The organism is Glutamicibacter sp. X7 (genome assembly GCF_054889245.1).
In genome coordinates this window covers 68,219-92,220 of record NZ_CM142678.1, presented here as the reverse complement: position 1 = coordinate 92,220, position 24,002 = coordinate 68,219, and the positions used below count along the sequence as shown (strand labels likewise).

At 64.0% G+C, this 24,002-nt stretch carries 22 protein-coding genes; 9 read left to right on the top strand and 13 right to left on the bottom strand.

Annotated features, from left to right (window positions below; all coding sequences use genetic code 11):
- Position 1: 1 nt before the first annotated feature.
- The 6 genes from folE to ACYU0X_RS00430 form a co-directional block, all read right to left on the bottom strand.
- Entirely contained in the window at positions 2-568 is a 567-nt protein-coding gene (gene folE, locus ACYU0X_RS00455) for a GTP cyclohydrolase I FolE (protein ID WP_309410493.1), read from the bottom strand.
- A 28-nt stretch (positions 569-596) separates the two neighbouring features.
- A complete protein-coding gene (gene ftsH, locus ACYU0X_RS00450; RefSeq protein ID WP_309410247.1) occupies positions 597-2,525 on the bottom strand; it encodes an ATP-dependent zinc metalloprotease FtsH in 1,929 nt (642 codons plus the stop codon).
- 106 nt (positions 2,526-2,631) lie between these two features.
- Entirely contained in the window at positions 2,632-3,183 is a 552-nt protein-coding gene (hpt, locus tag ACYU0X_RS00445; protein WP_309410248.1) for a hypoxanthine phosphoribosyltransferase, read from the bottom strand.
- A 66-nt stretch (positions 3,184-3,249) separates the two neighbouring features.
- A complete protein-coding gene (tilS, locus tag ACYU0X_RS00440) occupies positions 3,250-4,200 on the bottom strand; it encodes a tRNA lysidine(34) synthetase TilS (RefSeq protein WP_461901806.1) in 951 nt (316 codons plus the stop codon).
- Complete coding sequence (locus ACYU0X_RS00435; protein WP_461901805.1) at positions 4,197-5,120, bottom strand: zinc-dependent metalloprotease; 924 nt, start codon at positions 5,118-5,120, stop codon at positions 4,197-4,199. The genes tilS and ACYU0X_RS00435 overlap by 4 nt, the downstream gene beginning before the upstream one ends.
- 9 nt (positions 5,121-5,129) lie before the next feature.
- On the bottom strand, positions 5,130-6,488 hold the full coding sequence (locus ACYU0X_RS00430; protein ID WP_418908012.1) for a D-alanyl-D-alanine carboxypeptidase/D-alanyl-D-alanine-endopeptidase: 1,359 nt from the start codon (positions 6,486-6,488) through the stop codon (positions 5,130-5,132).
- Between the two features lie 95 nt (positions 6,489-6,583).
- Between ACYU0X_RS00430 and ACYU0X_RS00425 the strand changes: the two genes are divergently transcribed.
- Positions 6,584-7,063: an inorganic diphosphatase gene (locus ACYU0X_RS00425; RefSeq protein ID WP_309410252.1), complete on the top strand. Its 480-nt coding sequence runs from the start codon at positions 6,584-6,586 to the stop codon at positions 7,061-7,063.
- A gap of 63 nt (positions 7,064-7,126) precedes the next feature.
- Here the strand turns inward: ACYU0X_RS00425 and ACYU0X_RS00420 are convergent, their stop codons facing one another.
- Positions 7,127-8,623 (bottom strand): amino acid permease, encoded by a 1,497-nt coding sequence (locus ACYU0X_RS00420; protein WP_461901804.1) that lies wholly within the window; start codon positions 8,621-8,623, stop codon positions 7,127-7,129.
- Positions 8,624-8,735: 112 nt separating this feature from the next.
- On the opposite strand from ACYU0X_RS00420, the gene ACYU0X_RS00415 reads away from it, so the two are divergent.
- The 3 genes from ACYU0X_RS00415 to ACYU0X_RS00405 all read left to right on the top strand — a co-directional run bounded on the left by ACYU0X_RS00415 (position 8,736) and on the right by ACYU0X_RS00405 (position 13,266).
- The gene (locus tag ACYU0X_RS00415; RefSeq protein ID WP_461901803.1) at positions 8,736-10,364 is read left to right on the top strand and encodes a PucR family transcriptional regulator; all 1,629 of its coding nucleotides are present in this window, start codon (positions 8,736-8,738) and stop codon (positions 10,362-10,364) included.
- A gap of 124 nt (positions 10,365-10,488) precedes the next feature.
- The gene (locus ACYU0X_RS00410; RefSeq protein WP_461901802.1) at positions 10,489-12,669 is read left to right on the top strand and encodes an Orn/Lys/Arg family decarboxylase; all 2,181 of its coding nucleotides are present in this window, start codon (positions 10,489-10,491) and stop codon (positions 12,667-12,669) included.
- Between the two features lie 42 nt (positions 12,670-12,711).
- The gene (locus ACYU0X_RS00405; RefSeq protein ID WP_461901801.1) at positions 12,712-13,266 is read left to right on the top strand and encodes a GNAT family N-acetyltransferase; all 555 of its coding nucleotides are present in this window, start codon (positions 12,712-12,714) and stop codon (positions 13,264-13,266) included.
- Here ACYU0X_RS00405 and ACYU0X_RS00400 read toward each other — a convergent pair.
- On the bottom strand, positions 13,263-14,486 hold the full coding sequence (locus tag ACYU0X_RS00400; RefSeq protein ID WP_461901800.1) for a DNA recombination protein RmuC: 1,224 nt from the start codon (positions 14,484-14,486) through the stop codon (positions 13,263-13,265). The genes ACYU0X_RS00405 and ACYU0X_RS00400 overlap by 4 nt on opposite strands.
- A 68-nt stretch (positions 14,487-14,554) precedes the next feature.
- Here ACYU0X_RS00400 and ACYU0X_RS00395 point away from each other — a divergent pair, with 68 nt between their 5' ends.
- Positions 14,555-15,157 carry a pyroglutamyl-peptidase I gene (locus tag ACYU0X_RS00395; protein WP_461901799.1) on the top strand — a complete coding sequence of 201 codons (603 nt, stop codon included), beginning with the start codon at positions 14,555-14,557 and terminating at the stop codon, positions 15,155-15,157.
- 9 nt (positions 15,158-15,166) lie between these two features.
- Here ACYU0X_RS00395 and yczR read toward each other — a convergent pair whose 3' ends face one another.
- Positions 15,167-16,552 carry a MocR-like transcription factor YczR gene (yczR, locus tag ACYU0X_RS00390; RefSeq protein ID WP_418908005.1) on the bottom strand — a complete coding sequence of 462 codons (1,386 nt, stop codon included), beginning with the start codon at positions 16,550-16,552 and terminating at the stop codon, positions 15,167-15,169.
- A 61-nt stretch (positions 16,553-16,613) separates the two neighbouring features.
- Here yczR and yczE point away from each other — a divergent pair, with 61 nt between their 5' ends.
- From yczE to ACYU0X_RS00375, 3 genes are read left to right on the top strand one after another with little or no spacing between them, the layout of a single operon-like run.
- Positions 16,614-17,243 carry a membrane protein YczE gene (gene yczE / locus ACYU0X_RS00385; protein WP_418908004.1) on the top strand — a complete coding sequence of 210 codons (630 nt, stop codon included), beginning with the start codon at positions 16,614-16,616 and terminating at the stop codon, positions 17,241-17,243.
- 44 nt (positions 17,244-17,287) lie between these two features.
- On the top strand, positions 17,288-17,890 hold the full coding sequence (locus ACYU0X_RS00380; protein ID WP_309410264.1) for a hypothetical protein: 603 nt from the start codon (positions 17,288-17,290) through the stop codon (positions 17,888-17,890).
- Between the two features lie 47 nt (positions 17,891-17,937).
- A complete protein-coding gene (locus tag ACYU0X_RS00375; protein WP_418908003.1) occupies positions 17,938-19,383 on the top strand; it encodes a DUF222 domain-containing protein in 1,446 nt (481 codons plus the stop codon).
- Here ACYU0X_RS00375 and ACYU0X_RS00370 read toward each other — a convergent pair.
- Together ACYU0X_RS00370 and serS are read right to left on the bottom strand one after the other, a co-directional pair.
- Positions 19,360-20,184, bottom strand: a complete 825-nt coding sequence (locus ACYU0X_RS00370; protein WP_418908002.1) for an HAD family hydrolase — start codon at positions 20,182-20,184, stop codon at positions 19,360-19,362. The two genes, ACYU0X_RS00375 and ACYU0X_RS00370, sit on opposite strands and share 24 nt — an antisense overlap.
- A gap of 149 nt (positions 20,185-20,333) precedes the next feature.
- The gene (serS, locus tag ACYU0X_RS00365; protein WP_309410267.1) at positions 20,334-21,611 is read right to left on the bottom strand and encodes a serine--tRNA ligase; all 1,278 of its coding nucleotides are present in this window, start codon (positions 21,609-21,611) and stop codon (positions 20,334-20,336) included.
- A gap of 38 nt (positions 21,612-21,649) precedes the next feature.
- On the opposite strand from serS, the gene ACYU0X_RS00360 reads away from it, so the two are divergent.
- Positions 21,650-22,693, top strand: coding sequence for a diacylglycerol/lipid kinase family protein (locus tag ACYU0X_RS00360; RefSeq protein ID WP_461901798.1), 1,044 nt, complete (start codon positions 21,650-21,652; stop codon positions 22,691-22,693).
- Here ACYU0X_RS00360 and pheA read toward each other — a convergent pair whose 3' ends face one another.
- Entirely contained in the window at positions 22,694-23,617 is a 924-nt protein-coding gene (gene pheA / locus ACYU0X_RS00355; protein WP_461901797.1) for a prephenate dehydratase, read from the bottom strand. It abuts the gene before it with no gap.
- Positions 23,614-23,940 carry a rhodanese-like domain-containing protein gene (locus ACYU0X_RS00350; protein ID WP_461901796.1) on the bottom strand — a complete coding sequence of 109 codons (327 nt, stop codon included), beginning with the start codon at positions 23,938-23,940 and terminating at the stop codon, positions 23,614-23,616. The genes pheA and ACYU0X_RS00350 overlap by 4 nt, the downstream gene beginning before the upstream one ends.
- Positions 23,941-24,002: the final 62 nt, after the last annotated feature.

Here is a 24,002-nt window from a genome sequence, read left to right as displayed (position 1 = left end):
ATTACCTTCCCAGGATCAGACTCATGGCTTCGGCACGGGTGGCCGATTCTCGCAATTGACCGCGCACCGCACTGGTGACGGTCTTCGCGCCGGGCTTGCGCACCCCGCGCATGGACATGCACATATGTTCGCATTCGACGACCACGATGGCGCCGGAGGCGCTGAGGTGTTCCATCAGCGCATCGACAATCTGCGTGGTCAAGCGTTCTTGCACCTGCGGGCGACGGGCGTACACCTCGACGAGGCGAGCCAGCTTGCTCAACCCGGTGACCTTGCCACCCTTGCCCGGAATGTAGCCAATGTGGGCGGTTCCGTAGAAGGGCACCAAATGGTGCTCGCAGGTGGAGTAGAACGGAATGTCCTTGACCAGCACCATTTCGTCATGGCCGATATCGAAGGTCGTCGACAGGTGTTCGGCCGGTTCCTGGTGGAGCCCGGCGAAGAACTCCGCATAGGCCTTGGCGACCCGGCTCGGGGTCTCGGTCAGCCCTTCACGATCCGGGTCTTCACCAATGGCCAGCAGGATTTCGCGCACGGCTGCTGCGATGCGCGGCTGGTCGATAGTCATCTCTTGCTCTGTACTCACGGCTTCGATCCTAGTCGGTCGACTGCGCCGCGCGCTCCTTCGGGCTTAACACCGGGCCTTCTGGGTGCACCGGACGCTGATCATTGGACAACCACACCTCACGCTTATCGCGCTTGACTAGGTCGGAGAAGATTTCTTCGATCTCCTTCTGGTTCAACGTTTCACGTTCAAGAAGTGCCAGGGCGAGGCGATCGAGCACGTGACGGTTGGTCGTCAACGCCCAGTAGGCGTCGTCATGCGCCTGCTCGATCAGTTGCCGCACCTCGGTATCGACCAGATGTGCCATCTCGTCCGAGTATTCGCGCGAGCCAGCCTGCCCATACATCGGGTCGCCACTGGCCGAGGAGAGGCGCACTGCGCCGACCTTCTCGCTCATGCCGTATTCGGTGACCATCTTGCGGGCGGTGGCGGTGGCCTTCTCGATATCGTTCGAGGCACCGGTGGAGGGGTCGTGGAAGACGATCTCCTCGGCCACACGGCCACCCATGGCGTAGGCCATCTGGTCCTGGAGTTCGTTGCGCGTCACCGAATACTTGTCGGATTCGGGCACCACCATGGTGTAACCCAGCGCGCGGCCGCGCGGCAGGATGGTGATCTTGGTGACCGGCGCGGTCTGGTTCATGGCCGCGGCCACCAGGGCGTGACCGCCTTCGTGGTACGCGGTGACCTTCCGCTCGTGCTCATCCATCAGTCGGGTGCGCTTCTGCGGGCCAGCCATCACGCGGTCGATCGCCTCATCCAGGGCGCGGTCATCGATCAGGTTGGCGTTGGAGCGTGCGGTCAGCAGCGCGGCTTCGTTCAGCACGTTGGCCAGGTCGGCACCCGTGTAGCCCGGGGTCTTCTTGGCCACCGCGTTTAGGTCCACGGAGGCATCCACCGGCTTGCCCTTGACGTGCACCTTCAGAATGTCTTCGCGACCCTTGAGGTCCGGTGCTTCCACCGGAATCTGACGGTCGAAACGACCCGGTCGCAGCAGGGCCGGATCCAGCACGTCGGGGCGGTTGGTCGCCGCGATGAGGATGACGTTGGTGGTGGCGTCGAAGCCATCCATCTCCACGAGCAGCTGGTTCAGTGTCTGCTCGCGCTCATCGTTACCGCCGCCAATGCCGGCGCCACGGTGGCGTCCCACCGCGTCGATTTCGTCGACGAAGATAATCGCCGGGGAGTTGTTCTTGGCCTGTTCGAAGAGGTCACGCACGCGCGAGGCGCCGACGCCGACGAACATTTCGACGAAGTCCGAACCGGAAATCGAGTAGAACGGCACCTGCGCCTCGCCGGCCACGGCCTTGGCCAGCAGGGTTTTACCGGTACCGGGAGGGCCGTAGAGCAGCACACCCTTGGGGATCTTGGCGCCCACGGCCTGGAACTTGGCCGGCTCGCGGAGGAATTCCTTGATTTCGTGCAGCTCTTCGACGGCCTCGTCGGCGCCGGCCACGTCGGTGAAGGTCACCTGCGGCATATCCTTGGTGATCAGCTTGGCCTTGGACTTGCCAAACTGCATCACCTTCGAGCCGCCGCCCTGCGAACGGGCGAGAATGAACCAGAAAATACCGGCGATCAGCAGGAAGGGGATGATGACCCCGAGCATCGACAGGAACCAGTTGTTCTGTACCGGCTGATCCGTGTACTTGTTCAACTTGGCGCCGTTGATGGCGTCGATCACTTGATCGGCGCGAGCCACGGAGTAGTAGAAGGAGACGCGCTTACCCTTGTCGACGCCGTCGACATTGAGCGAATCGCGCAGCAACAGATCGACGCGCTGGTCCGCATCGAACACGCGCGCCTCGGTAACGTTGCCGCTGGTCAGCTGGTTCATACCCACGGAGGTGTCGACTCGGGCGGCGCCCGGGTTGAAGAGCATCGGCAGGAAGATCAACAGTGCGGCCACACCCAACATGACCCACACGATCCAGCTATTAAAAAATTTCTTGGTCTTCATTGATCCGGAGGGCCCCGTACCTCCGCATCCCCCTCACGCAATCATCAGACGTCCGGGCAACGCCACCTTTTGACAGCTTCAACGCCCGTGGGGCGCGAAAAGTTCCCTACTGGTAAATATGTGGGGCGAGCACGCCAACGCAATCGAGGTTGCGGTACTTCTCGGCCCAGTCCAGGCCGTAACCAACCACGAACTTGTTCGGGATGTCCATGCCGACGTACTTCACGTCGATTTCTACCTTGGCCGCCTCGGGCTTGCGTAGCAGCGCGCAAATTTCGACGCTGGCCGGGCCACGCGACTCGAGGTTGGACTTCAACCAGGACAGGGTCAGCCCGGAGTCGATAATGTCCTCGACGATCAGCACATGCTTGCCCATCAGGTCCGAGTCCAGGTCCTTGAGAATGCGCACCACGCCGGAGGACTGAGTACCCGAACCATAGGAGGACACCGCCATCCAGTCCATGGTTACGTGCGAGTTCAGTGCGCGGGCCAGGTCAGCCATGACCATGACGGCGCCCTTGAGGACGCCCACCACGAGGATGTCGCGGCCCTCGTAGTCCTTGTCGATCTGCGCGGCCAGTTCCTCGATGCGGGACTGGATTTCTTCCTTGGTGTAAAGCACGGAGGCCAGATCGGCGTTGACTGCGTTCGAATCCACGAGCGTTCTCCCGTTGAAATAGTGGTGCGGTACTCCACTAGAGTGCCACATTATCTCCACGCATGTTTAGCCGCCCTCGGTGAAAACAATCACCGGACCTCGACGCCAGGCTCTGATCCCGCCTTCGAGTTGCACCGGACCGGCCGAACGGGAGGCTCGGACCCCCACACCGGCCAGGCCGGCGAGCGCCGCGGTGCGCTCGTGCCCGAGGTTGCGTGCACCGGCGTGCACCGCGGCCAGCCGTAGCACCCGGGTCCCCACCGCCAGCGGTAACTGGCGTAGCTGCTTGAAGTCGATCCCCTCGCTGCGGGTCAGTCGCGCGAATTCGGTCTGGGCCCACTCTTCGAGGGCCTCGGCGTCGGCGGCGGCCAACTCGGCGGTGCGGACCAGCGCGGAGCGGATCCCGGGGCCCAGCGAACGTTCCAGGGCTGGTAGCACCTCGTGCCGTACCGCATTGCGCCGATATCCGGTGTCCGCGTTGCTCGGATCCACCCAGAAGTCCAGGCCCGCGCGCCGACAGATCTGTTCGGTCTCGGCGCGACTCAGCCCGAGCAGTGGGCGCGCGTAGGGGCCGCGGCGTTCGGGCATGCCGGCCAGGGAACGTGTCCCGGAGCCGCGTAACAGGCCCAGCAGCACCTGCTCGGCCTGATCATCACGGGTGTGTCCGAGCAATAGATGCGCCGCCCCGCTTTCGCTGAGCGCGTTATCGAAGGCCGCGTAGCGGGCCGTGCGGGCCGCCGCCTCACTGGGCGCGCTGTGCACCGCCACCGTAGAGACCGGGTCCAGCCCCAGACTCCGGCACTGCTCGGCGGCCCGGGCACTGACCTCGGCGCTGCCCGCCTGGAGCCCATGGTCGACGATGACCGCGCCGGCCTGGAGTTTGCCGGCGGCTACCAGTTCGCTCGCCGCTACCGCTAACGCCAGTGAGTCCGCTCCGCCGGAGACCCCGAGTAGCGCCGGTTCACCGGCGCAAAGCCGGGCGATGGCCGAGCGCGCCCGATCCAGCGGGCGGCTCATGACATGCGCTCGAGCCAGCGCTGTGGATCGTCGAGCTCCGCGGCATTCGGGAAGTTTTCGCGGGCCGCGAAGATCCGGTTGAACCCCTCGTAGCCCATCTCGTCCACCGCATGACGCACAAATTTTGCACCACGCTCATATTGCCGGGCCTTCGCATCCAGGCCCAGGAGCTTACCGATCCACGTCGCCAGCGGCGAACGGTTCTGCCCACGCGCGGCAAAGCGACGGCGGATTGTCTTGATGCTGCCAATGGTGGTTACGTCGTTCATGACCACCATGGCGTGCCCCTCGAGCACCGACATAATGCAGGTGAGTTCCCCGACCTCCGAGGAGATCTGCTTGGCCTTCTCGGCCAGCTGCGCCATCGAATGCGTTCCGGAGCCGATGCCCTCGAACACCTGCTCCAGCGCCTCGGTGAATACCGACTGGATCCATGGGGCGTGTTCGAACTGCAGCCGGTGGGTCTGCTCATGGGTCGCCACCCACAGGTAGAAGTCCCGCGCGTTGAGGTTCAGCTCGCCGCGGATCTGCGTGATGGTCGGGGCGTTGAGCAGCAGGCGTGGGCCGCTGAAGGGGTCGAATTGCCCTAGCACGCGCGTGCTGAGCACGGAGATCACCGCCCCGACCTCGGCCCCGGCGATCACCGGCAACGCCGGTGGGACCTTGGGCAATTGCGGCAGCATGGCCTGAATATTCTGGCTCATCGCCGTGGCCCAGCCGGCCCGGTCGACCACCAGGGTCTGCGCCTGACCAGTGGATTGCAGCCGGGAGATCTCTTCGGCGTGCTGCAACCCGGTCTGCGCGGCCTCACGCAAGTCGGCGACGATCTGCGCGGCCTCGGTGGCGCTCACCTTGGGGCCCGCGGGAATCAGCCCCTTGGCGGTTCTCAGTGCCAGCTCCCAGTCGATCCACTGCGTCATAGCTACTCCTTAGGGTCGGCAGCCGCAGGCATGTATCGCCCTTACGGCTTGGTCGATGGTCTGCTTATGCGGTGCCAGAGCTCCGTCGGGATGTGCGGCGAAAATACTAAAGGCCAGCAAGCGCCCGTCGGCGGTCAGGGTCATTCCGGTCAGCGTAGCAACCCCAGCCAGTGAGCCGGTCTTCGCACGCACCTGCCCCTGCGAGGCGTCGTCGGTAAAGCGCTGGCGCAAGGTGCCGTTATAGCCGCCAACCGGCAGCGAATACACCAATTCACGCAGCTCCGGCTTTGGGCTAACGGCCGCCGCACGCAACAACGCGGTGAGCGCGGCCGGGGAAATCTTGTTCTTGGCCGCTAGTCCACTGGCGTCGACGAGGCTAAGCTCGCTGGCCCCATGGGCGGCAGCGACCGCCTGCACGGCGGCTCCGGCCTGGGCTGGGTCCATTCCGCGTTCGACGGCCACAAGCCGGCCCATGGTTTCGGTCAGATAGTTATCCGAAACCAACAGCATGTAGTTGATTTGTTCGCGCAAGGGCGCGGAGAGCACTCGAGCGATTTCCTCACCGCCCTGGCGGGCCCCACGTTCCCCGCGGTGGACCTTCACTTTGAGCTGTGCGGCGAAACTGTCCAGCACCCGAGCGGCGGCATCCTGCGAATAGGCCGATCGTGTGTTCTCGGTGGCGCGGCCCGCGTAGAGCGCAATGGGATACACCGGGGCAATGTTGTTCGAGGTGAACAGGGATTTATCCCAATCCTTATTGGTGTGCGCGGTGCCGAAGAGCGAGTCGTCTAAGACCAGCTCCACCTCGCCGATTCCACGGTCGGCAAGCACCTGATCTACCTGTTCGGCTAGGGTCTGCAATCCGGCGTAACCCTTAGGATGCGCCGGATCGGAGACGCCGGCACCTAATAGGACATCGCCGCCGCCGTGCAAGACCAGGGTTTTGCCCTCGAGCGTCACGGTGGTCGCAAGTTGGCGCTGTCCGCCCAGGGTGTCCAAGGCGGCGATCGCGGTAGCCACCTTCAGGCTGGAGGCTGGAGTTCCGGGCTGTTCGCCGTTCCGGTTGTACAGCACCTCACCGCTGGGAACATCCACCACCTGCGCGGTGAATGAGGTTTTGTCGGGCTTGGTTGCCAAGATGGCGTCGAGTTGCGCGGTGAGCAGCGCTTGATCCGGTTTCGGAGCCTGCGGGTCCAGGTCTTTGACCTGCGTGCTCGGCGTGTCGGGAAGGGCTGCGCTGGCCGCGGTAAACGCGCCGGCCGGCTCTCCGGTGAACATGCGGGGCGTCAGGACCATGGCCGTGATCATGGCAATTAGCGCCACGACGGCCGCCAACAGTGTTAACGCCCGTTCAACGGCAGTGTTCATGGGTCCCTTTCAGCGCCCGGCGGGCAACGCGGAGTACGAATCAGCGATAATCTTAACGACGGATACCCCTAAGACTAGTAGAGGAGTGCGCTTAGATGAGCCACGACGTCACCATCGAGATCCCCACCGGATCGCGCGTCAAGTACGAGATCGATCACGAAACCCACCGCCTGCGCCTGGACCGTGTGCTGTTCACTCCGATGCAGTACCCGACTCACTACGGCTACTTCGATAACACCCTGGGCGAGGACGGCGATCCGCTGGACGCCATGGTGTACATCCCGGGTGTGGACCTGATTCCGGGTGTTGTCGTGGAGGCCCGCCCGATCGGCGTATTCAACATGACCGACGATGGCGGTGGAGATGCCAAGCTACTCTGCGTTCCGGCCGATAAGCGCTTCGACCACATCAAGGAACTCGAGGATATCGACGAGTGGCTGATCAAGGAGATCGAGCACTTCTTCACCCGTTACAAGGATCTTGAGCCGGGCAAGTGGGTCAAGGCCGAGGGCTGGGAAGGCCGCGAGGCTGCCGAGGCAGAGCTGGCCCGCTCCATCGAGCGTTTCAAGGGCTAAGGACAAAATTCAGGGCGACACCCAAACGGGTGTCGCCCTGAATTATTTAAGCGGCCAGTAGCCTCAGTGAGAATCCACCAGCGGAAGATCCGAATTGCCTTGTTGCTCCCGCAGGGCCGCCAGCTGCGCCACGCGGCCGCGGCAGCCGTACCAACCCCAGATCATGAGGGGAACGAGCAAGACCACCGTGGCGACGATAGTCCAGGTGCCGATCGGGTTATCGAAAGCCATCAGCACCAGGACCAGCGCGAGGAATCCGAGCACGACCCACCCGGTGACCATCCCTCCGGGCAACCGGTAATCCGGACGCTGCGCCAGACCGCGGCGTGCCAGCCACACGAGTTTCATTTGGCACATCACAATCATGGCCCAGGAGCCGATAATGCCCACCGAGGCCAGATTCAAGACGATGAGGAAGGCCTGTTCGGGGACCAGCGCGTTGAGCACGACGCCCAGCAGGGAGACCGCCGAGGTAATCAGGATGCCACCGTAGGGCACGCCCTGATTGGTCATCTTCGAGGCAAAGGCCGGTGCGGAGCCGGCCATGGCCATTGAGCGCAGAATACGCCCCGTGGAATACATGCCGGCGTTCAGCGAGCTCATCGCGGCGGTCAACACGACCAGGTTCATGATGATGTCGGTGCCCTCAATGCCCGTGCTGGCGAAGAAGGTAACGAAGGGCGATTCATCGGCCTTGTATGCGGTGAAAGGCAACAGCAGGCACAGCAGGACCAGCGATCCGACATAGAAGACGCCGATGCGCAGCAGCACGGTGTTGACCGCGCGCGGGATCAACTTGCGCGCGTCCTTGGTCTCACCGGCCGTGGTGCCGATCAGCTCGATGGCGGCGTAGGCAAAGATCACGCCCTGCACGGCGATCAGCCCGGGTAGCAGGCCGGTGGGGAAAATCCCGCCGTTGTCGGTGATCAGCGAGAAACCAACCTGTTGGCCCTCGACCGGGGTGCCGAAGATGACCATCCAGATGCCCACCACGAGGAAGGCGACCAGGGTGCCCACCTTAATGACCGAGAACCAGAATTCCATCTCGCCGAAAAGCTTGACCGAGACGAGGTTCAACACGGTCACCAGAAGCAGCGCGATGAGCGTATAGGCCCACTGCGGGATCGCGGCGAAAACCGCGGAGTACGTTCCGAAAAAGTCCATGTAGAGGGCCACCGCCGTGACATCGACAACGGCGGTCATCACCCAGTTCATCCAGTACAGCCAGCCGGATGCATAGGCAGCCTTTTCGCCGAAGAATTCACGGGCGTAGGAGACGAACGACCCACTGGCCGGCCGATACACCACGAGCTCGCCCAGGGCTCGAAGGATGGCATAGGCGGCGATACCGCACACGATGTAGGTGATGATGATCGACGGTCCGGCGGTGCGTAGCGCCCCGCCGGCGCCCATGAACAGTCCGGTACCGATGGCACCGCCAATCGCGATCATCTGGATCTGCCGGGCACTGAGCCCGTGCTGGTAGCCGCGGTCTTCGCCGGTCTGCCAGGCAGACGGGCGTGCGGGCTGCGTCCGTTCTCGTGGGCTGGAGTCATTCATGGGGTGCGGGCCTTTCCTTCGGATCGTGGTGATGCGAGTCACTGAATGGTCAGCAGTCAGCCTAGGTTAAATGTATGTGGTTCATTTTGTAGCTTTCCCCTAAACTCAACTCATGAGTTCATGGAATTCACCAAGCGCTTCCCACGATGACGCCGGGGCGCCGGTTACCGTCACCGACCTCATCGCCGCCCTGGGGCATGACAATGTGCAACTGCTGAACCCGCAAACCACTGGTCACCCGGTGGTTACCGGCACCGAGTTCGCCGACACCTCGGCACCGCTGGGCACCGATCCGGGCATGCTCTTCTATATCGCCTCGGCCCACTCCCTAGGATTTAGCGTCGGTGGCGGGCTCGATAACATGTTGCAGCGCGCCGCAGCAGCCAACGCCAGCGCCGTGGGACTCAAGGCGCCGCCCCAAGACATCCCCACGCTAGCCATGCTCGGCGAACGCGCCGGAGTGCCGATCCTCCTGCTAGCCGACTCCATTCCGTGGCGGTACCTAGATGCGATGATCTCGGGCGCGCTAGGGGAACGCGATTGGCAGGGCCGGCCCATGGGGCACGGCAGCGGCTCACTGCACGATCTGGTCAACTCATTAGCCAGTCACTTCGGCGGGGCGGTCTCCATAGAGGATCTTGGGCGGGCCATACTGGCCTATTCCACGCACCCGGGCCAATTGATCGACCCGCTGCGCACCGAAGGCATCCTGAGCCGTCAGGCCACGGATTCACCCCATAACAATGCGCGCTACCGGGAAGTTCTGCGCGCCGACGGACCACTGTGCTTCCCGGGCGATGGAAACCAGCTACCCCGCACGGCCATTGCCGTACGCTCCGGCACCATTAATCTGGGCAGCATCTGGGTGATCCGCACCAATGACTCACCGCTAGATGACGAGGACCATCGGGCGCTGAGCGCCGCCGCGGTCTCCGCCGCGGGATTGATCATGGAGTCCACACGGCGCAGCACCGAAAGTAACCGCACCCGCAGCGAAGCCATCCGCAAGTTGCTGAGCACCGAGGCATTGAGTTCGGCGGAACTCGACGAATTACGTATCCAGCCCGGCACACCCCTACGCCTACTGGCCTTCGAGGTGCTCTCGGCCGCCGTGCCACCACTGATCATCGACCAAATTCGGGCCCTGCTCAGCCGCACCTTTACCGCCATGCTGGGCGCCACCACCATCATCACCGCCGGACACAGGTTCTATGCCCTCTGCCAACCGCGCGATCATCAGTTACCGGCCCGTCTGGCCAGGATGGCCGTCGATCAGGTGCACGCGGCCGTTGGGCAGAACCTCAGCGCGGCCCTGGGCTCGCCGGTGGCCGATATCGCGGATTTCGCCACGGCCCGCGCGGAGATCGATGAGATTCTCGACGCCCACCTTGCCACCGAACAGGAACCGGTGGTCAGCGCCGAGTCAGCCCGCCCCACCTTGATGCTGCGAGCCATCGAACGCACCCTGGCCCACACGTCGTGGCTCCGCAGTGAACCAATCGAGTCGCTCCTGGAACACGACAACCGGCAGGGCACGGACTTCGCGCGCAATGTCTTGGCCTGGCTGCGCGCCAATGGCAACTATGCCCAGGCCGCGCGGGATCTGAACGTGCACGAGAACACCGTGCGCTACCGGCTTCGCCGCGCCGCGGAGCAATTCAACCTGCAGCTCGAGAACCCGGAGCAGCGGCTGATGGCATGGACCCAACTTCAAGTGGTGGCCCTCCACCAGGACTTGTAGGAATCCACGAAAGCATCCGCCACTCACCGCGCGATCCAACAACTTTAGACCGTGACCGCGCTGGCACAATGATCTGGTCATCAGGCCGCCCGAGGCTCTCGGGCCACAGTTCAGGAGTGGTTGAGTGAAGCTCGAATTCCCCATCATGATCGTGTCCAATCAGGCTGGGCAGTCGAATGCCGGGTCTGCCGCATTGGCCGAGCTCTCGGAGTCGCTAACCGCCCTCGATCTCGAGGTAGTGCATGTTCCCAGTGCTCATGAAGGCACCATCAGCTCGATGACCAGCCGCGTCTCGGCCGTCATCGTGTCGGACGACGAGCCACAGCCGCTGGTGGACGCCGTGCGCGAACGCAATGAGCACCTGCCGATCTTTCTCTTCGGCGAGCGCCTGACCGCACGCGTGATCCCTTCCGAGGTGTTGCGCAATGTGCACGGGTTCATCAACGCCTACGAGGACACCTCGGAGTTCGTCGCGCGTTCCATCGCCCGCGAAGCCGCGAACTACGTGGCCCAGCTGGCTCCACCGTTCTTCTCCGCACTGATGCGCTACGCCAACGACGGCGCCTACTCCTGGCACTGCCCGGGGCACTCCGGCGGCACGGCCTTCCTCAAGAGCCCCACCGGCACGCTCTTCCACCAGTTCTTCGGGGAGAATCTGTTGCGCTCGGATGTCTGCAACGCCGTGGAAGAACTCGGACAGCTGCTGGACCACACCGGCCCGGTCGCCGAGTCGGAAAAGCGGGCGGCCCGCACCTTTAACGCCGATCACCTGTATTTCGTCACCAACGGCACCTCCACCTCCAACAAGATCGTGTGGAACTCGATGGTCGGCGCCGGCGATATTGTGATCGTGGATCGCAACTGCCACAAATCGGTATTGCATGCGATCATCCTCACCGGGGCCATCCCGATCTTCCTGACCCCGACCCGCAACCTCGCCGGCATTATCGGCCCCATTCCGCGCAGTGAATTCACCGCCGAGGCCATCCAGGCGAAGATCGATGCCAACCCGTTCATCACGGATAAGACGCGCAAGCCCAAGATCCTGACGATCACACAGAGCACCTACGACGGCATCATCTACAACGCCGAAGAGATCAAGCACGCCATGGATGGCCGTGTCGAGGCCCTGCACTTCGATGAGGCCTGGCTGCCCCATGCCGGTTTCCACGAGCTGTACTCCGGTATGCATGCCATTGGGAAGGATCGTCCGCGCGCCAAGGACACCATGGTCTACGCGACCCAGTCCACCCACAAATTGCTGGCCGGCCTCTCGCAGGCCTCGCAGGTTCTGGTGCAGGAACCCGAGGCCCGTGAGCTGGACCAGACGGTGTTCAACGAGTCCTTCCTGATGCACACCTCGACCAGCCCGCAGTACGCGATCATCGCCAGTTGCGACGTCTCGGCGGCCATGATGGAAGGCCGCGGCGGGCACGCCCTGGTCGAGGAGGCCATCACCGAGGCCATGGAGTTCCGTCGCGCGATCATTCGCATCCGCGAGGAACAGGATTGGTGGTTCGACGTGTGGGGGCCGGACACCCCGGCCCGCGAAGGGCTGGCCGCCCGCGAAGAATGGGAGCTAAACGGGGAACAGTCCTGGCATGGTTTCGAGACCGTCGACGACGGCTTCACCATGCTCGATCCCATCAAGGTCACGGTGATGACCCCGGGCCTGGACGTCAACGGCGTGTACTCGGAAACCGGTATTCCGGCGAACATCCTCTCGCACTACTTGGCCGAAAACGGCATCGTGGTGGAAAAGACCGGGCTGTACTCGTTCTTCATCCTGTTCACCATCGGCATCACCAAGGGCCGCTGGAACACCATGATTTCCGAGCTGCATCGCTTCAAGGAAGCCTATGATGCGAACCTGCCGCTGGGGCGGGCCATGCCGAAGTTCGCCGCCGAGAACCCTCACTACGCGGGCACAGGCCTGCGCGATCTGTGCCAGCGCATCCACGAGGAATACCGCGCCCACGACGTAGCCCGGTTGACCACGGAAATTTACACCTCGCCGGTACAGGCCGAGATGACTCCGACCGACGCCTGGACGGCCATGACCGCGGGCGAGGTCGAGCACGTGCCCTTGGATCGTCTCGAAGGTAGGATCACCGCGGTGCTGCTGACCCCCTACCCGCCGGGCATCCCGCTGCTGGTCCCGGGCGAACGGATCAACTCCACCATCATGGGCTACCTACGCTTCGAAGAGCAGTTCAATGCGAAATTCCCGGGATTCGAAACGCTCACCCACGGGATGACCGAGGCCTCCGGTTCACAGCCGCGCACCGTGGTCTGCATCCGCTAGGTGGCCCGCGGCGGTAGCCAACAGCCGCCTATAGTTGAGGTGATGGGTGGCATTGCCTTAGCTGCCGCCGCGGATCGACCCCCTGGAGTACGCGCGATGATCGCACACCTCGACCTGCCGGTAGACCTGCCGAAGAATGAGCTGCGGCTACGCCGCGCGGTAAGCGAAGATCTCGACGCACTTCTGCGGTTGCTCTCCGACGATCCGATCAGCGCGGCGCGCGGTGACGCGAAGGATCATATGGAGCGTGCCGCCTACGCGGCGGCGCTGGAGGAAATCATCGGCGATCCAGCCAACGACCAGCTGGTGGTGGAGCACCACGGCAAACTGGTGGCCATGATGCAGGTGACACGCACCCCGGGGCTGGCCCGGGGTGGTTCCTGCCGGTTGACCCTCGAGGCGGTCCGGGTCGCCTCTCACCACCGCTCGCTGGGCATCGGCACGCAACTGATGCGCTGGGCCATCGATGTGGCCGCCGCGGCTTGCGGCGCTTCGTTGGTCCAGTTGACCTCCGATGCCGCTCGCACCGATGCGCACCGGTTCTACACGCGGTTGGGCTTCACCGCCTCGCATACCGGGTTCAAATACCGCGTCTAGGGCAGCCCCACCACGTCTTCCAGCGACGCGGTCTGTTCGGGTTCCAGCGTTTCGACATCCTTGAGCTTGCGCTCCAGCACGCGGGTACGCGTCCCGGCCTCGGAGACCGTGTTCTGGGCGGTGGCCAATTGCTTGCTCAACTTGTCCCACACATCGCCATACTTGCGGAATTCCGCCTTGGCGGCGGCCAATACCTGCCACACCTCGCTGGTGCGCTTTTCGATGGCCAGCGTGCGGAATCCCATCTGCAGGCTGTTGAGCAGCGACATGAGCGTCGTCGGCCCGGTGATCAGCACCCGATGGCCATTTTGCAGGCGACTGGCCAGCCCGGAGCGCCCAACCACCTCGGCAAAGAGTCCCTCGGTCGGCAGGTACATGATGGCAAAATCCGTGCTGTACGGAGGGGCGACGTACTTACCGGAGATCAACTTGGCCTGTTCCAGAATGGCCCGCTCCAGCGCATTGCCGGCCGCCTGAACTCTGGCCTTATCTCCCGCGTCGCGAGCATCGAGCAACCGCTCATAGTCTTCCTGCGGGAATTTTGAATCAATGGGCAGCAGCACTTCCTGCTCATGCCCCGGCAGCACCACCGCAAATTCCACGCGTTCGCTGCTTCCGGGCACGATCTGCACATTCTGCCGGTATTGCTCGCTGGTCAGCACGTCGGCCAGCTGGCGCTCCAATTGCACTTCACCCCAGGTGCCGCGCGACTTCACGTTGGTCAGCACGCGCTTGAGCCCGCCAACGTCCTCGGCCAGGGAGCGCATCTCCCCCAGGCCCTGCTGCACCTGCTCCAAACGCTGGCTGACCAACCCGAAGGACTCTCCCAGCCGCTTCTCCAAGGTGCCCTGCAGTTTTTCGTCGACGGTTTCCCGCATCTTCTCCAGCTTGCTCTCGTTGGATTGACGCAGCTTTTCCAGCTCGGCGGCGAGCACCTTTTGTAGCTCGCGCTGCGCCGCGGCGCTTTCGCGCAGCGAACGATCCACCGATTCGCGGATCCGTTCGAGCCGCAGGTCATTGCTTTCACTCACGCGCTGCATCGACTGATGGAGTTCGCTGCGTTGCCCGCCGAGGTCTTGGCGCAGCTCGGCATTGCCCAACCGCACGGAATCTTGAATGCGCTGAGCCAAGCCGGGACCACCCGCCGCACGCAGCATCCACAGCGCAAAGGCGGAGATTGCGAGATTGACTAGTATCAGGACCACAAGTAGCGCGTCCATCGTTCACTTCCTAACGGTTCGTTTCTGCCTGCGGCAGTTATATCCCGACGAACCGACATAATGGGTGCATGCGCATACTTGTCACCGGCTTCGAGCCCTTTGGCCAAGACACCGAGAACGCCAGCTGGGAGGCGGTGCGTCGACTCCCGGCGCGCATCGGCGCCCATGAGATCGTCACCGGGTTGCTACCGGTGTCCTTTGGCCGGGTCGAAGCGGCACTCGACGAGCTCATCGTCTCCAGCGCGGCAGAGGCCGTGGTGGCGGTCGGCGAGGCGGGCGGACGCACCGCCATTACCCCGGAACTCTGGGGCGTCAACGAGCAGGATGCGCGGATTGCGGATAACGACGGGGCCCAACCGCGTGCGACGGCCATCGACGACGGGCCAGCCCGCAGGGGCGCGGGCCTCGATGTCCGCGCCATGGTCAACGCCTTGCAGCAGGCGGGCTTCGCCGCCGAGCTCTCCGAAGATGCCGGGCGTTTCCTCTGCAACCAGGTGGCCTACCTGGTGGCCGAGGCACCCGGAGCCTTTATCCACGTGCCCGCGGTGCGCACCAGCGGCATGGCCACCGTGGGCGCCGAAACCGATTCCGCGCCGCGGAACCCCGGGCACGGCGGATACAGCTTCGAACGGCTCAGCGACGGCTTGCGGACAGCCCTCGGCGCCCTTTAGCCGGACGTCTTAGGCCACCGCATGCCAGGCCTCGACGATCCGCGGCAGCACCGCCGCCAAATCCTCCCGCGGCAGGGCATAGGGCAGCCGCAGCCAGGTTTCCAGCCCGTGCCCGTCGACGGCAAAGGTCGATCCGGGGGCGAGCTGCACCCCGCGCACGGTGCGGCACAGCGCGCTGGAGCGCGGTGCCGGCAATTGGCACCAGAGGCTCAGCCCGCCGGAGGGTTTGCGCACCGTCCATTCGGGCAGCACCCGCGCCAGTTCGGCATGCAGCCAGTCCCGGTTGGCGCGCAGGTCGGCGCGTCCGTGTAGCGGCTGCCGCCGCTCGAGCATCGAGGCCAGCACGAGTTGGTCGAGTACCGGGGCGCCCAAATCGAGCACCATGCGGCCGGTGGCCAGGGCGCCGATCAACGGGCGAGGGGCGCGAATCCAGCCCATTCTGAGCCCACCCCAGTGGGATTTGCTGGCCGAACCCACGCTGACCAGCGAGGAGGAAAAGGCGGCCATGGGCAGCACGTCGGGTTCCTCATCCAGCCAGAGGTCGACGCAGGTTTCGTCGACGATTCCGACGGTGCCATGCGCCTCCAGTGCCCGGGCCCAACGTTCTCGTCCGGCATTATCCAGCAGCGTGCCCACCGGGTTGTGGAAGTCCGGCAGGCAGAGCATGGCCGCCGGCCGGGCCTCGCGGAGCAGGGCTTCGATTCCCGGTAGGTCCGTTCCTTCCGGGCCGATGGGCAGGGCTGCCAGACGCACCTTTTGGGCCTTGAGCGAGAGCACGGAGTTCGGGTAGCTGGGTGTCTCGGTGGCGGCCAAGGCCCCGCGGGAGAGGACGGTTCGGGCCACCGCGGCCACCCCCGCCAGCGACCCGGCGGTGACGATGATCTGGTCGGGGTCGGTGGGTAGCCCGCGATGCGTGTAGTAGTCGGCCAATGCCTGGCGCAGCACCGGAATACCCAGCGGAAAGTACCCCATCCCGGCGGTGTAGGCCGGTAATTGTTCCAGCGCGGCCGCGTAGTGCTCCATGATGCCCGGCGGGGCCGCCGGTGCGGCACAGCTCAAATCGGTGCGCGCGTTATTGCTCCCAAACCCGCCCAGCGGCAGCGGTTCACCGCCGCCGTCGACGAGCCCGCCGGGGACCTGCGCCACAGTTCCCGAACCGATCGCCGAGTCGGCGTAGCCTGCCTCGCGTAGCACCTGGTAGGCACGGGTGATCGTGGTGCGGCTAAGGCCCAGCGCGGAGACGAGGTCTCGTTCGCTGGGCAGCGTGGTGCCGTGCAGCACCCGCCCATTGGCGATCAGCGAGCGCAGCCCCGCGGATAACCAGCGGTAGGCGGGCACGCCATCTTCTCGGGCGCCGAGCATCCCAGCCAGCTGACCTGCAGTGATCCGCCTCATAAAGCCACAACCTTTAAATTGGCTATTTTTTACAAGGCCAATCTACTCCAGAGTTAACGCCATGACCATCACGAACCTGACCCCGCGCGAACAATTCGCCGCCGGTCGCCTGCCACTGCGCTTCACCGCCCTTTTCCTCGGCCTCACGCTCTACGCCCTGGCCATGGCCCTGCTGGTACGCGCCGGGCTCGGCGTCGACCCCTGGGATGTCTTTCACCTGGGCCTCGCCACCCGCCTGCCCCTGAGCCTGGGCACCCTGGTCATCCTCGTCGGCGTCGTCGTTCTGCTCTGCTGGATCCCGCTGCGCCAATGGCCCGGGATCGGCACAATCGCAAACACCCTATGGCTCGGCATCGCGCTGGACCTGTGGTTGCGCATCCTGCCCGAATTCCACGGCCTGGCCCTGCAACTTCTGGTCCTCCTCGGCGCCATCGCCATCAATGGCCTCGGTGGGGCGATGTACATCGGCAGCCACTTCGGACCAGGTCCGCGCGACGGACTGATGACCGGCATCGCCCTGCGCACCGGACTCTCGCTACGCCTGGTACGCACCGCGTTGGAAGTGTCGGTCCTCGCCATCGGCTGGCTCTTGGGAGGACCGGTGGGCCTAGGTACCGTGGCCTACGCCGTGCTCATCGGTCCCGCCACGCAATTCTTCTTCCGTTTCACCACAATTCGGCTCGCGAGCTAACCGATTGCGCAGACAAGCGCGGCAATCCGCGACATACTAAGGGCATGTTCATCCTTGCGCTGAGCCCCAAACCACGGTCGGTCACCGACGTCGCCGCGGCCACCGAGGCCCTCTGGGCCCAGCTCGACCGGGTCCCGACCCTCGCACCCTTCACGGCCCTGAGCGGGCAGCTGGTGCTCGGGGTGCCGCGCGATGCGTCGGCGGCCGTGGATGCGGTGCTGCGCTGTGCACGGTTGGACTTTTGCAATATCGGCTTGGGCGTCGGCAGTCTCTATGAACCGGTGCCACAGGATGCCGAACTGGTCGAGGGCAGGGCGCAACGCCGCGCGTTGGGCGCCCTGGAGGGTGCGGGGCATCGCGGCGGCCGCGTGCCCATCTGCGTTTCCACCGGCGATACCGAACGCGATAGCGAGCTCGAGGGCCTGTTGCGCCTACTTGGCGAGTCGGTGCGCAGCCGCACGAGCGCCGAATGGGCAGTTGTCGACCTGCTGACCCCGGGGGTGCGCGGCCAACAGCGCGCCATCGCCGAGGCGCTGGATATCACCCCGCAAGCGGTCTCGGCCGCCATCGTCCGCGCCGGATATGACGACGAAATGCGGGCGCGCGGCGGCGTGGAACGCCTTCTCGAGCTCGCCGATTCACAGTAGGCATCGGACCTCGCCAAACCGTCGGACTCGGGCCCTATCCTGAATGCATGTTCGATAAAGAGTATCTCGCTCGAGAACAACTCGAACGAAAGATCAAGCCGTACCGGCGCCCTCAGCGCTGCGGCCACGCGGAGTTCAGCGACCTGGTCGCGGAGCTGAGTACGCGCATGGACTATCTGCTGGAAATGGGCGACGCCAAGGAATGCCTGCGCGCCATCCGTCAGCTCGAACGGGCCAAGGCCGCCTATTCGGCCCTGCAAACCAAACTCGCCTACAAACTCGAAAAGCGCACCGTCGAGGATCACGAATTTCGCGGTGTGCACCTAAACGACCAGGGCCGCGGCTGTGCCGCCTCGGTGGCCATAGCGCGCAGGCGCGGACAACACGGGGCGCGGCGTTACCTCGAAAACTGCCGCATGCTGGCCGAAGACCTACCGCGACTGGCGCAACGCTTTGAACGCGGCGACCTCTCCGAGGAGCAGGTCATGATCATCCTCGCCACGCTAGCCGACGTAGATGCCGAGCATCGCAGGGACTTCGACGCCTATTTAGCCTGTAGCCCGGAAATCTACGAGGGCGCCGGCACCAAGCGGCTTCAGGACCTGGTCCGCCAGTTCACCTGTTCCATCGACGCCGGAGCCCAAACCGATCGGCTCCACGAACGCGCTAAACGGCGTTATGTTCGTTTTCATGCCGATCAGGACGGCATCAGCATTTCCGGACGGTTGCCACTCGAAGATGGCGTCATGCTCGAAAAGTGCCTGCGTCGCCAGGCGCATGCCCTACGGCGCAAGGGCGACCCACGCACCCTCGAACAGCTTATGGCCGATCTACTGGTACGCCGCCCCATTTGCGGGGATGAAGCGGCCGGGCTCCCGTTGCCGATATTCATGGACCTCAAGGTCATCATGACCGATCGGGCGCTCTTTCAGGGGGATAGCGAACCGGCAAATCTGGAGGGCTACGGCGTCATCCCGGCCGAATATGCCAGAAATCTGGTGGCCACGCGGCGGCGGCAATATGCCCAGGATGGTGCGATCATCCCCGACCGCAGCGAGCTGGCACGTCGACTCAGTTCATTCCCCGAACTTCAACGGATCTACACCGCCCCGGGTAATAAGGAGCTGGTGGCGATGGATTCCAAGGCTCGGACCTTCCCCGATGGGCTCAAGGAACTCATCTGCGTTCGAGATCTACGCTGCCGCACCCCATACTGCAACAATCGGCCACAGCATCTGGACCACGTCTTCGAATGGTGGCTGGGCGGGGAAACAACCTTCAACAATGGTGATTGGCGGTGCGCCCACTGCAATTACGCGAAGGAAAGCCCCGGGTGGCGCGAACGAACGGTGCGCGACGGCCCGCACACCATCGAAATCACAACCCCGGCCGGCATTTCCTTCCGCTCCCTAGCCCCACCGGCCACCGGCCCGGAACTACGGTTGAGCGCCAAGGAATTTCAGCAGACGCTACAGGAGCCCTTCAAGGACTAGCGCCAGACCGTCATCGTCCACCCCGGCGGTAACCGCATCGGCCGCTTCCTTGACCTCGTCAGGGGCCTGACCCATGGCTACGCCGTGCCCGGCCCACTGCAACATCTCAATATCATTGCGCCCATCGCCGACCGCAAGGGTATGGCGGGAATCAAAACCGAGCGTGCCACGCAAACGCTCCAAACCGCTGGCTTTGGTGGTTCCCTCGGCGGCAATATCCAGCCAGGCGGTCCAACCCACAGAGTACGTCACGCCGGAGAGCCCCAGGCCGTGTACCGCCGTGCCGAAATCCTCGGCCGTGGCATCGGTGGAGAAAACCACCACGCGAACCGCACGGCTCTCCAGTAGCCGCTCAAATTCGACCACCTTGGTTTCGGCGCCAAAACTCGCATCCTGGAAGATATCGCTGGACAGGAAGGCTCCCGTTTCGGTTTCCACGGCATATTTGGCGGTGGGTAGATTACGGTGCAGCGCCGCCAGCACCAGAGACGGGTCAAAGACCTCACGGTGCGTGACCTCTACTTTGTCTCCGCTGACGCGGGCGAGCACGCCGCCGTTGCTGGCCACCAGATGGCCATGATCGATGCCGATCTCACGCATCACCGGCAGGGCGGCACCCAGTGAGCGGCCGGTCGAAACAACTACTTCGTGCCCCGCGGCGACGACCGCTCGGGCGGCCTCGCGCACCCTGTCGGTCATCCGCCCCTGGTGGTCGACGATGGTGCCATCCACGTCGAGGCAAATGAGTCGACGAACGTTATCTAGCCGGTCTTCGATGCCGGTTTTTGTCAATACAGTCATGAACTAAGTGAACCACCCACGACGAGGTTAATCGATGACCCACGGCACACCGTGACATGAACGCCTGATGAATTACCGCATCGTGAGCGGCGAATTAAAGCAAACGGGGCACCGAAATCGGCGCCCCGTAATGCATTGACGGTACGTGGTTAGGAGATGACTTCCAGACCACCCAAGTAAGGCTGCAGCGCCTTTGGCACGTTCACACTTCCGTCGGCGTTCTGGTGGTTTTCCAGAATGGCCACGATCCACCGGGTGGTGGCGAGCGTGCCATTCAAGGTAGCCACTGCACGGGTCTTGCCCGGCTTGCCGTCCACGATTTCGCGTTCGCGGATGTTCAAGCGGCGCGCCTGGAAGGTGGTGCAGTTCGAGGTCGACGTCAGTTCGCGGAAGGTCTGCTGCGTAGGCACCCAGGCCTCGCAGTCGAACTTACGGGCGGCACTCATGCCGAGGTCACCGGCGGCGGTGTCGATGACTCGGTACGGCAGCTCCATCTTCCCGAGCATTTCCTCTTCCCACCCCAGCAAGCGCTCATGCTCGGCCTCGGCCTCTTCTACGGTGGTGTAGATGAACATTTCGAGCTTGTTGAACTGGTGCACGCGAATGATGCCGCGGGTGTCCTTACCGGCGGCACCAGCCTCACGGCGGTAGCAGGAGGACCAACCGGCGTAACGCAACGCGCCGTCGGAGAGGTCCAGAATCTCGTCGGCATGGTAACCGGCCAGCGCCACCTCGGAGGTGCCGACCAGATACAGGTCATCGCGCTCGAGCTTGTAGATCTCGTCGTCGTGCGCGACGTCAAAACCGGTGCCCTGCATGGTCTCGGGACGGACCAGCGTAGGGGTGATCATCGGCGTAAAGCCATGCTGCAAGGCCAGGTCCAGCGCCATATTCATCATGGCGATTTCTAGGCGCGCGCCAATCCCCTTGAGGAAGTAGAAGCGCGATCCGGAAACTTTGGCGCCACGCTCCATGTCGATGGCACCCAGCTTGAGACCCAAGGTCAGGTGGTCCACCGGTTCGAAGCCCTCGGCCTCGAAATCGCGGATGGTTCCCACGGTTTTGAGCACGGCAAAGTCATCTTCGCCGCCGGCAGGAATGCCGTCGATAATCAAGTTCGGAATGGAACGCTGCAGTTGCAGGCAACGTTCGGCAGCCTCGTCGGCGGCGGCCTGTGCGGCCTTCACCTGCGCGGACAGTTCCTTGACTTCGGCCAGCAGCGCGGCTTTCTCCTCGCCCTTGGCCTTGCCGACCTTCTTGGAGAATGCGTTCTGTTCGGCACGCAGAGACTCGAAGGAGGCAATGGTTTCGCGGCGGGCTACGTCCGCTTCGAGCAGCTGGTCGATCAGCGTTTCATCGGCACCGCGGGCTCGCTGCGAGGCGCGGTACTTCTCGGGATTCTCGGTGAGCATTTTCAGGTCGATCACCCCTTAAGCGTAACAACGATGAGTAGGATGAGAGCATCATGCACACAAAGCGCGTAGTGATTATCAGTTCGGCCGCCGCTGCGGCCATTGCCGCAGGCGTCAGTTGGTTTTCCGTGCGCAAGCTTTCGCTGGCCAACCGACCCGCCACCGTTGAACCGCTCCACGCGGATCAAAGCGATGCAACCAAGGTTGCGTTGATCATTAATCCAGCCAAGTCAATGGCGGACGAAGCCATTCAGGCGGTCCGCCGCGTATGTTCCGAAGCTGGTTTGGAACCCCCGCTTATTCTCGAAACCACGCCCGATGACCCGGGGCAGGATGCGGCGCAGAAGGCGTTGGATGCCGGTTGCGACACCATCGTGGCCGCGGGCGGCGACGGCACCATCCGTGCGGCCGCCGAGGTCATCGAGCACAGCGAGGCGACGCTGGGGATCTTGCCACTGGGCACCGGCAATCTGCTGGCCCGCAATGTGGATATCCCCCTCGACGACCTGCACACCTGCGCGTTAATCGCGGTGCGCGGCAAGGTGCGCGGCATCGACGTCGGGCACATGAAGCTGAACCTACTGAACGGCGAGGTGACCGACCATGCGTTCTTGGTCATCGCCGGCGTGGGCACCGACGCGGACCTCTTTGATGAAACCGACGAAAAGCTCAAAGCCAAAGTTGGCTGGCTGGCCTATTCGGAGGCCGGGCTGCGCCAGCTACCGGGCCGCCGCAAGCGCGTTTCCTTCAAAATGTCCGACGAGGGGTGGCAGACGCGTAAGGTGCGCTCGGTGCTCTTCGCCAACTGCGGCAAGCTGCAGGGCCTCGAGCTGGTGCCCGACGCCCGGATTGACGACGGCGTGCTCGATGCCGTGGTGCTCTCCCCGCGCTCCATGGCCGGGTGGACCTGGATCATGCTGAAAACGGTGTTCCGGGCGCGCAACAAGATCCCGGTGATGAGCATCTACCCCACCACCGCGGTTTCGCTACGCTGTGCCGAGCCGATGAACACCCAGATCGATGGGGATCCCACCGGTGAGGTCAACGAGCTCGAGGTCTGGGTGAATCATTCGGCACTGCGCCTGCGCGCCCGTTAGCTACAGCCGTTCGCGCAGGCTGGAGACCCAGTCACGCGCCTGCACAAAGGCGGTGTCCGAGTTATGCGAGTCCACCGACGGCGCCTGGCCTTCGGCGGCCGGGTAGGAGCCTAGGAAGCGCAGGCTCGGGCACAACCGGTGTAGGCCGGTGAGCGCCGCGGCCACACGTTCCTCGGCCAGGTGGCCTTCGACGTCCACGGAGAAGTAGTAGCGTCCCAACCCAGCTCCGGTGGGGCGGGACTCGATGCGCGAGAGGTTGACCCCGCGCGCGGTGAACTGCTCCAAAATGCCCATCAGCGCACCGGGGCGGTCCTCGGTCAACGGCAACACCAGCGTGGTCTTATCCACTCCGGTGGGTTCCGGGATCTCCCCGGGCCGGGTCACCAGAATAAAGCGGGTGACGGCCCCGGCGTTGTCCTCAATGCCCTCGGCGAGCACGCTCAGGTTGCGTTCGGCGGCGACCAGCGGCGAGCAGAAGGCCGCCTGATGATGCTGTTCGTCGTCCAAAAGCCCCATGGCTCCGGCCGCCGTGGAGGAGGCCGGCTCGAAGACCGCCTGCGGGATGTTTTCCTGTGCCCAGATGCGGCACTGTGCCCAGGCGTGCCCGTGCGTGGAGACCTTGTGGATCTGCTTCAGCGCGGTAATCCCGGGGCGCACGGCCAGCACAAAGGTAATCGGCACGAGCACCTCGCGCACGATCTGCAGACGCTGACCGCGTGAAATCGCATCGAGCGTGGCCGAAACTCCGCCCTCCACCGAGTTTTCGATGGGAACCATGGCGGCGTCCGCCTCGCCCGAGCGCACCGCATCCAGCGCCGCATTGACGTTGGCTGCGGGCAGTCGCTCGGACTGATCGGCGCCCGGCACCTGAAGCAGGGCGGCCTCGGTGAAGGTGCCGGCGGGCCCTAGATAGGCATATTTCATCGAACGGTGGGTTCCTGTCCGTTCTCACTTTCCATCGGCAACCCGGCCTCAAGCCAAGAATCCGAGCCACCGGCAACGTTGAAGGCGGTGTAGCCCAGCCCGGTCAGCCATGCCGCGGCCTGCGCGGAGCGGCCACCGGTACGGCAGATGACGTAGGTGTCGGTATCCGGGTCAAGCTCGGTGACGCGCTCGGGTAGCTGGGTCAACGGGATGTGCTTGGCACCGGTGGCGTGCCCGGCCTCCCATTCGAAGTCCTCGCGTACATCCAGGATCAGCGCGCCATTCGGTACCTGGGTCACCGAAACAGTCTCAAAATCGCTCATGGCTGGCGTTCCTCTCGCATTGGGTGTTTGCTGTTAAGACTAACTACCCATACGCCGAAAGC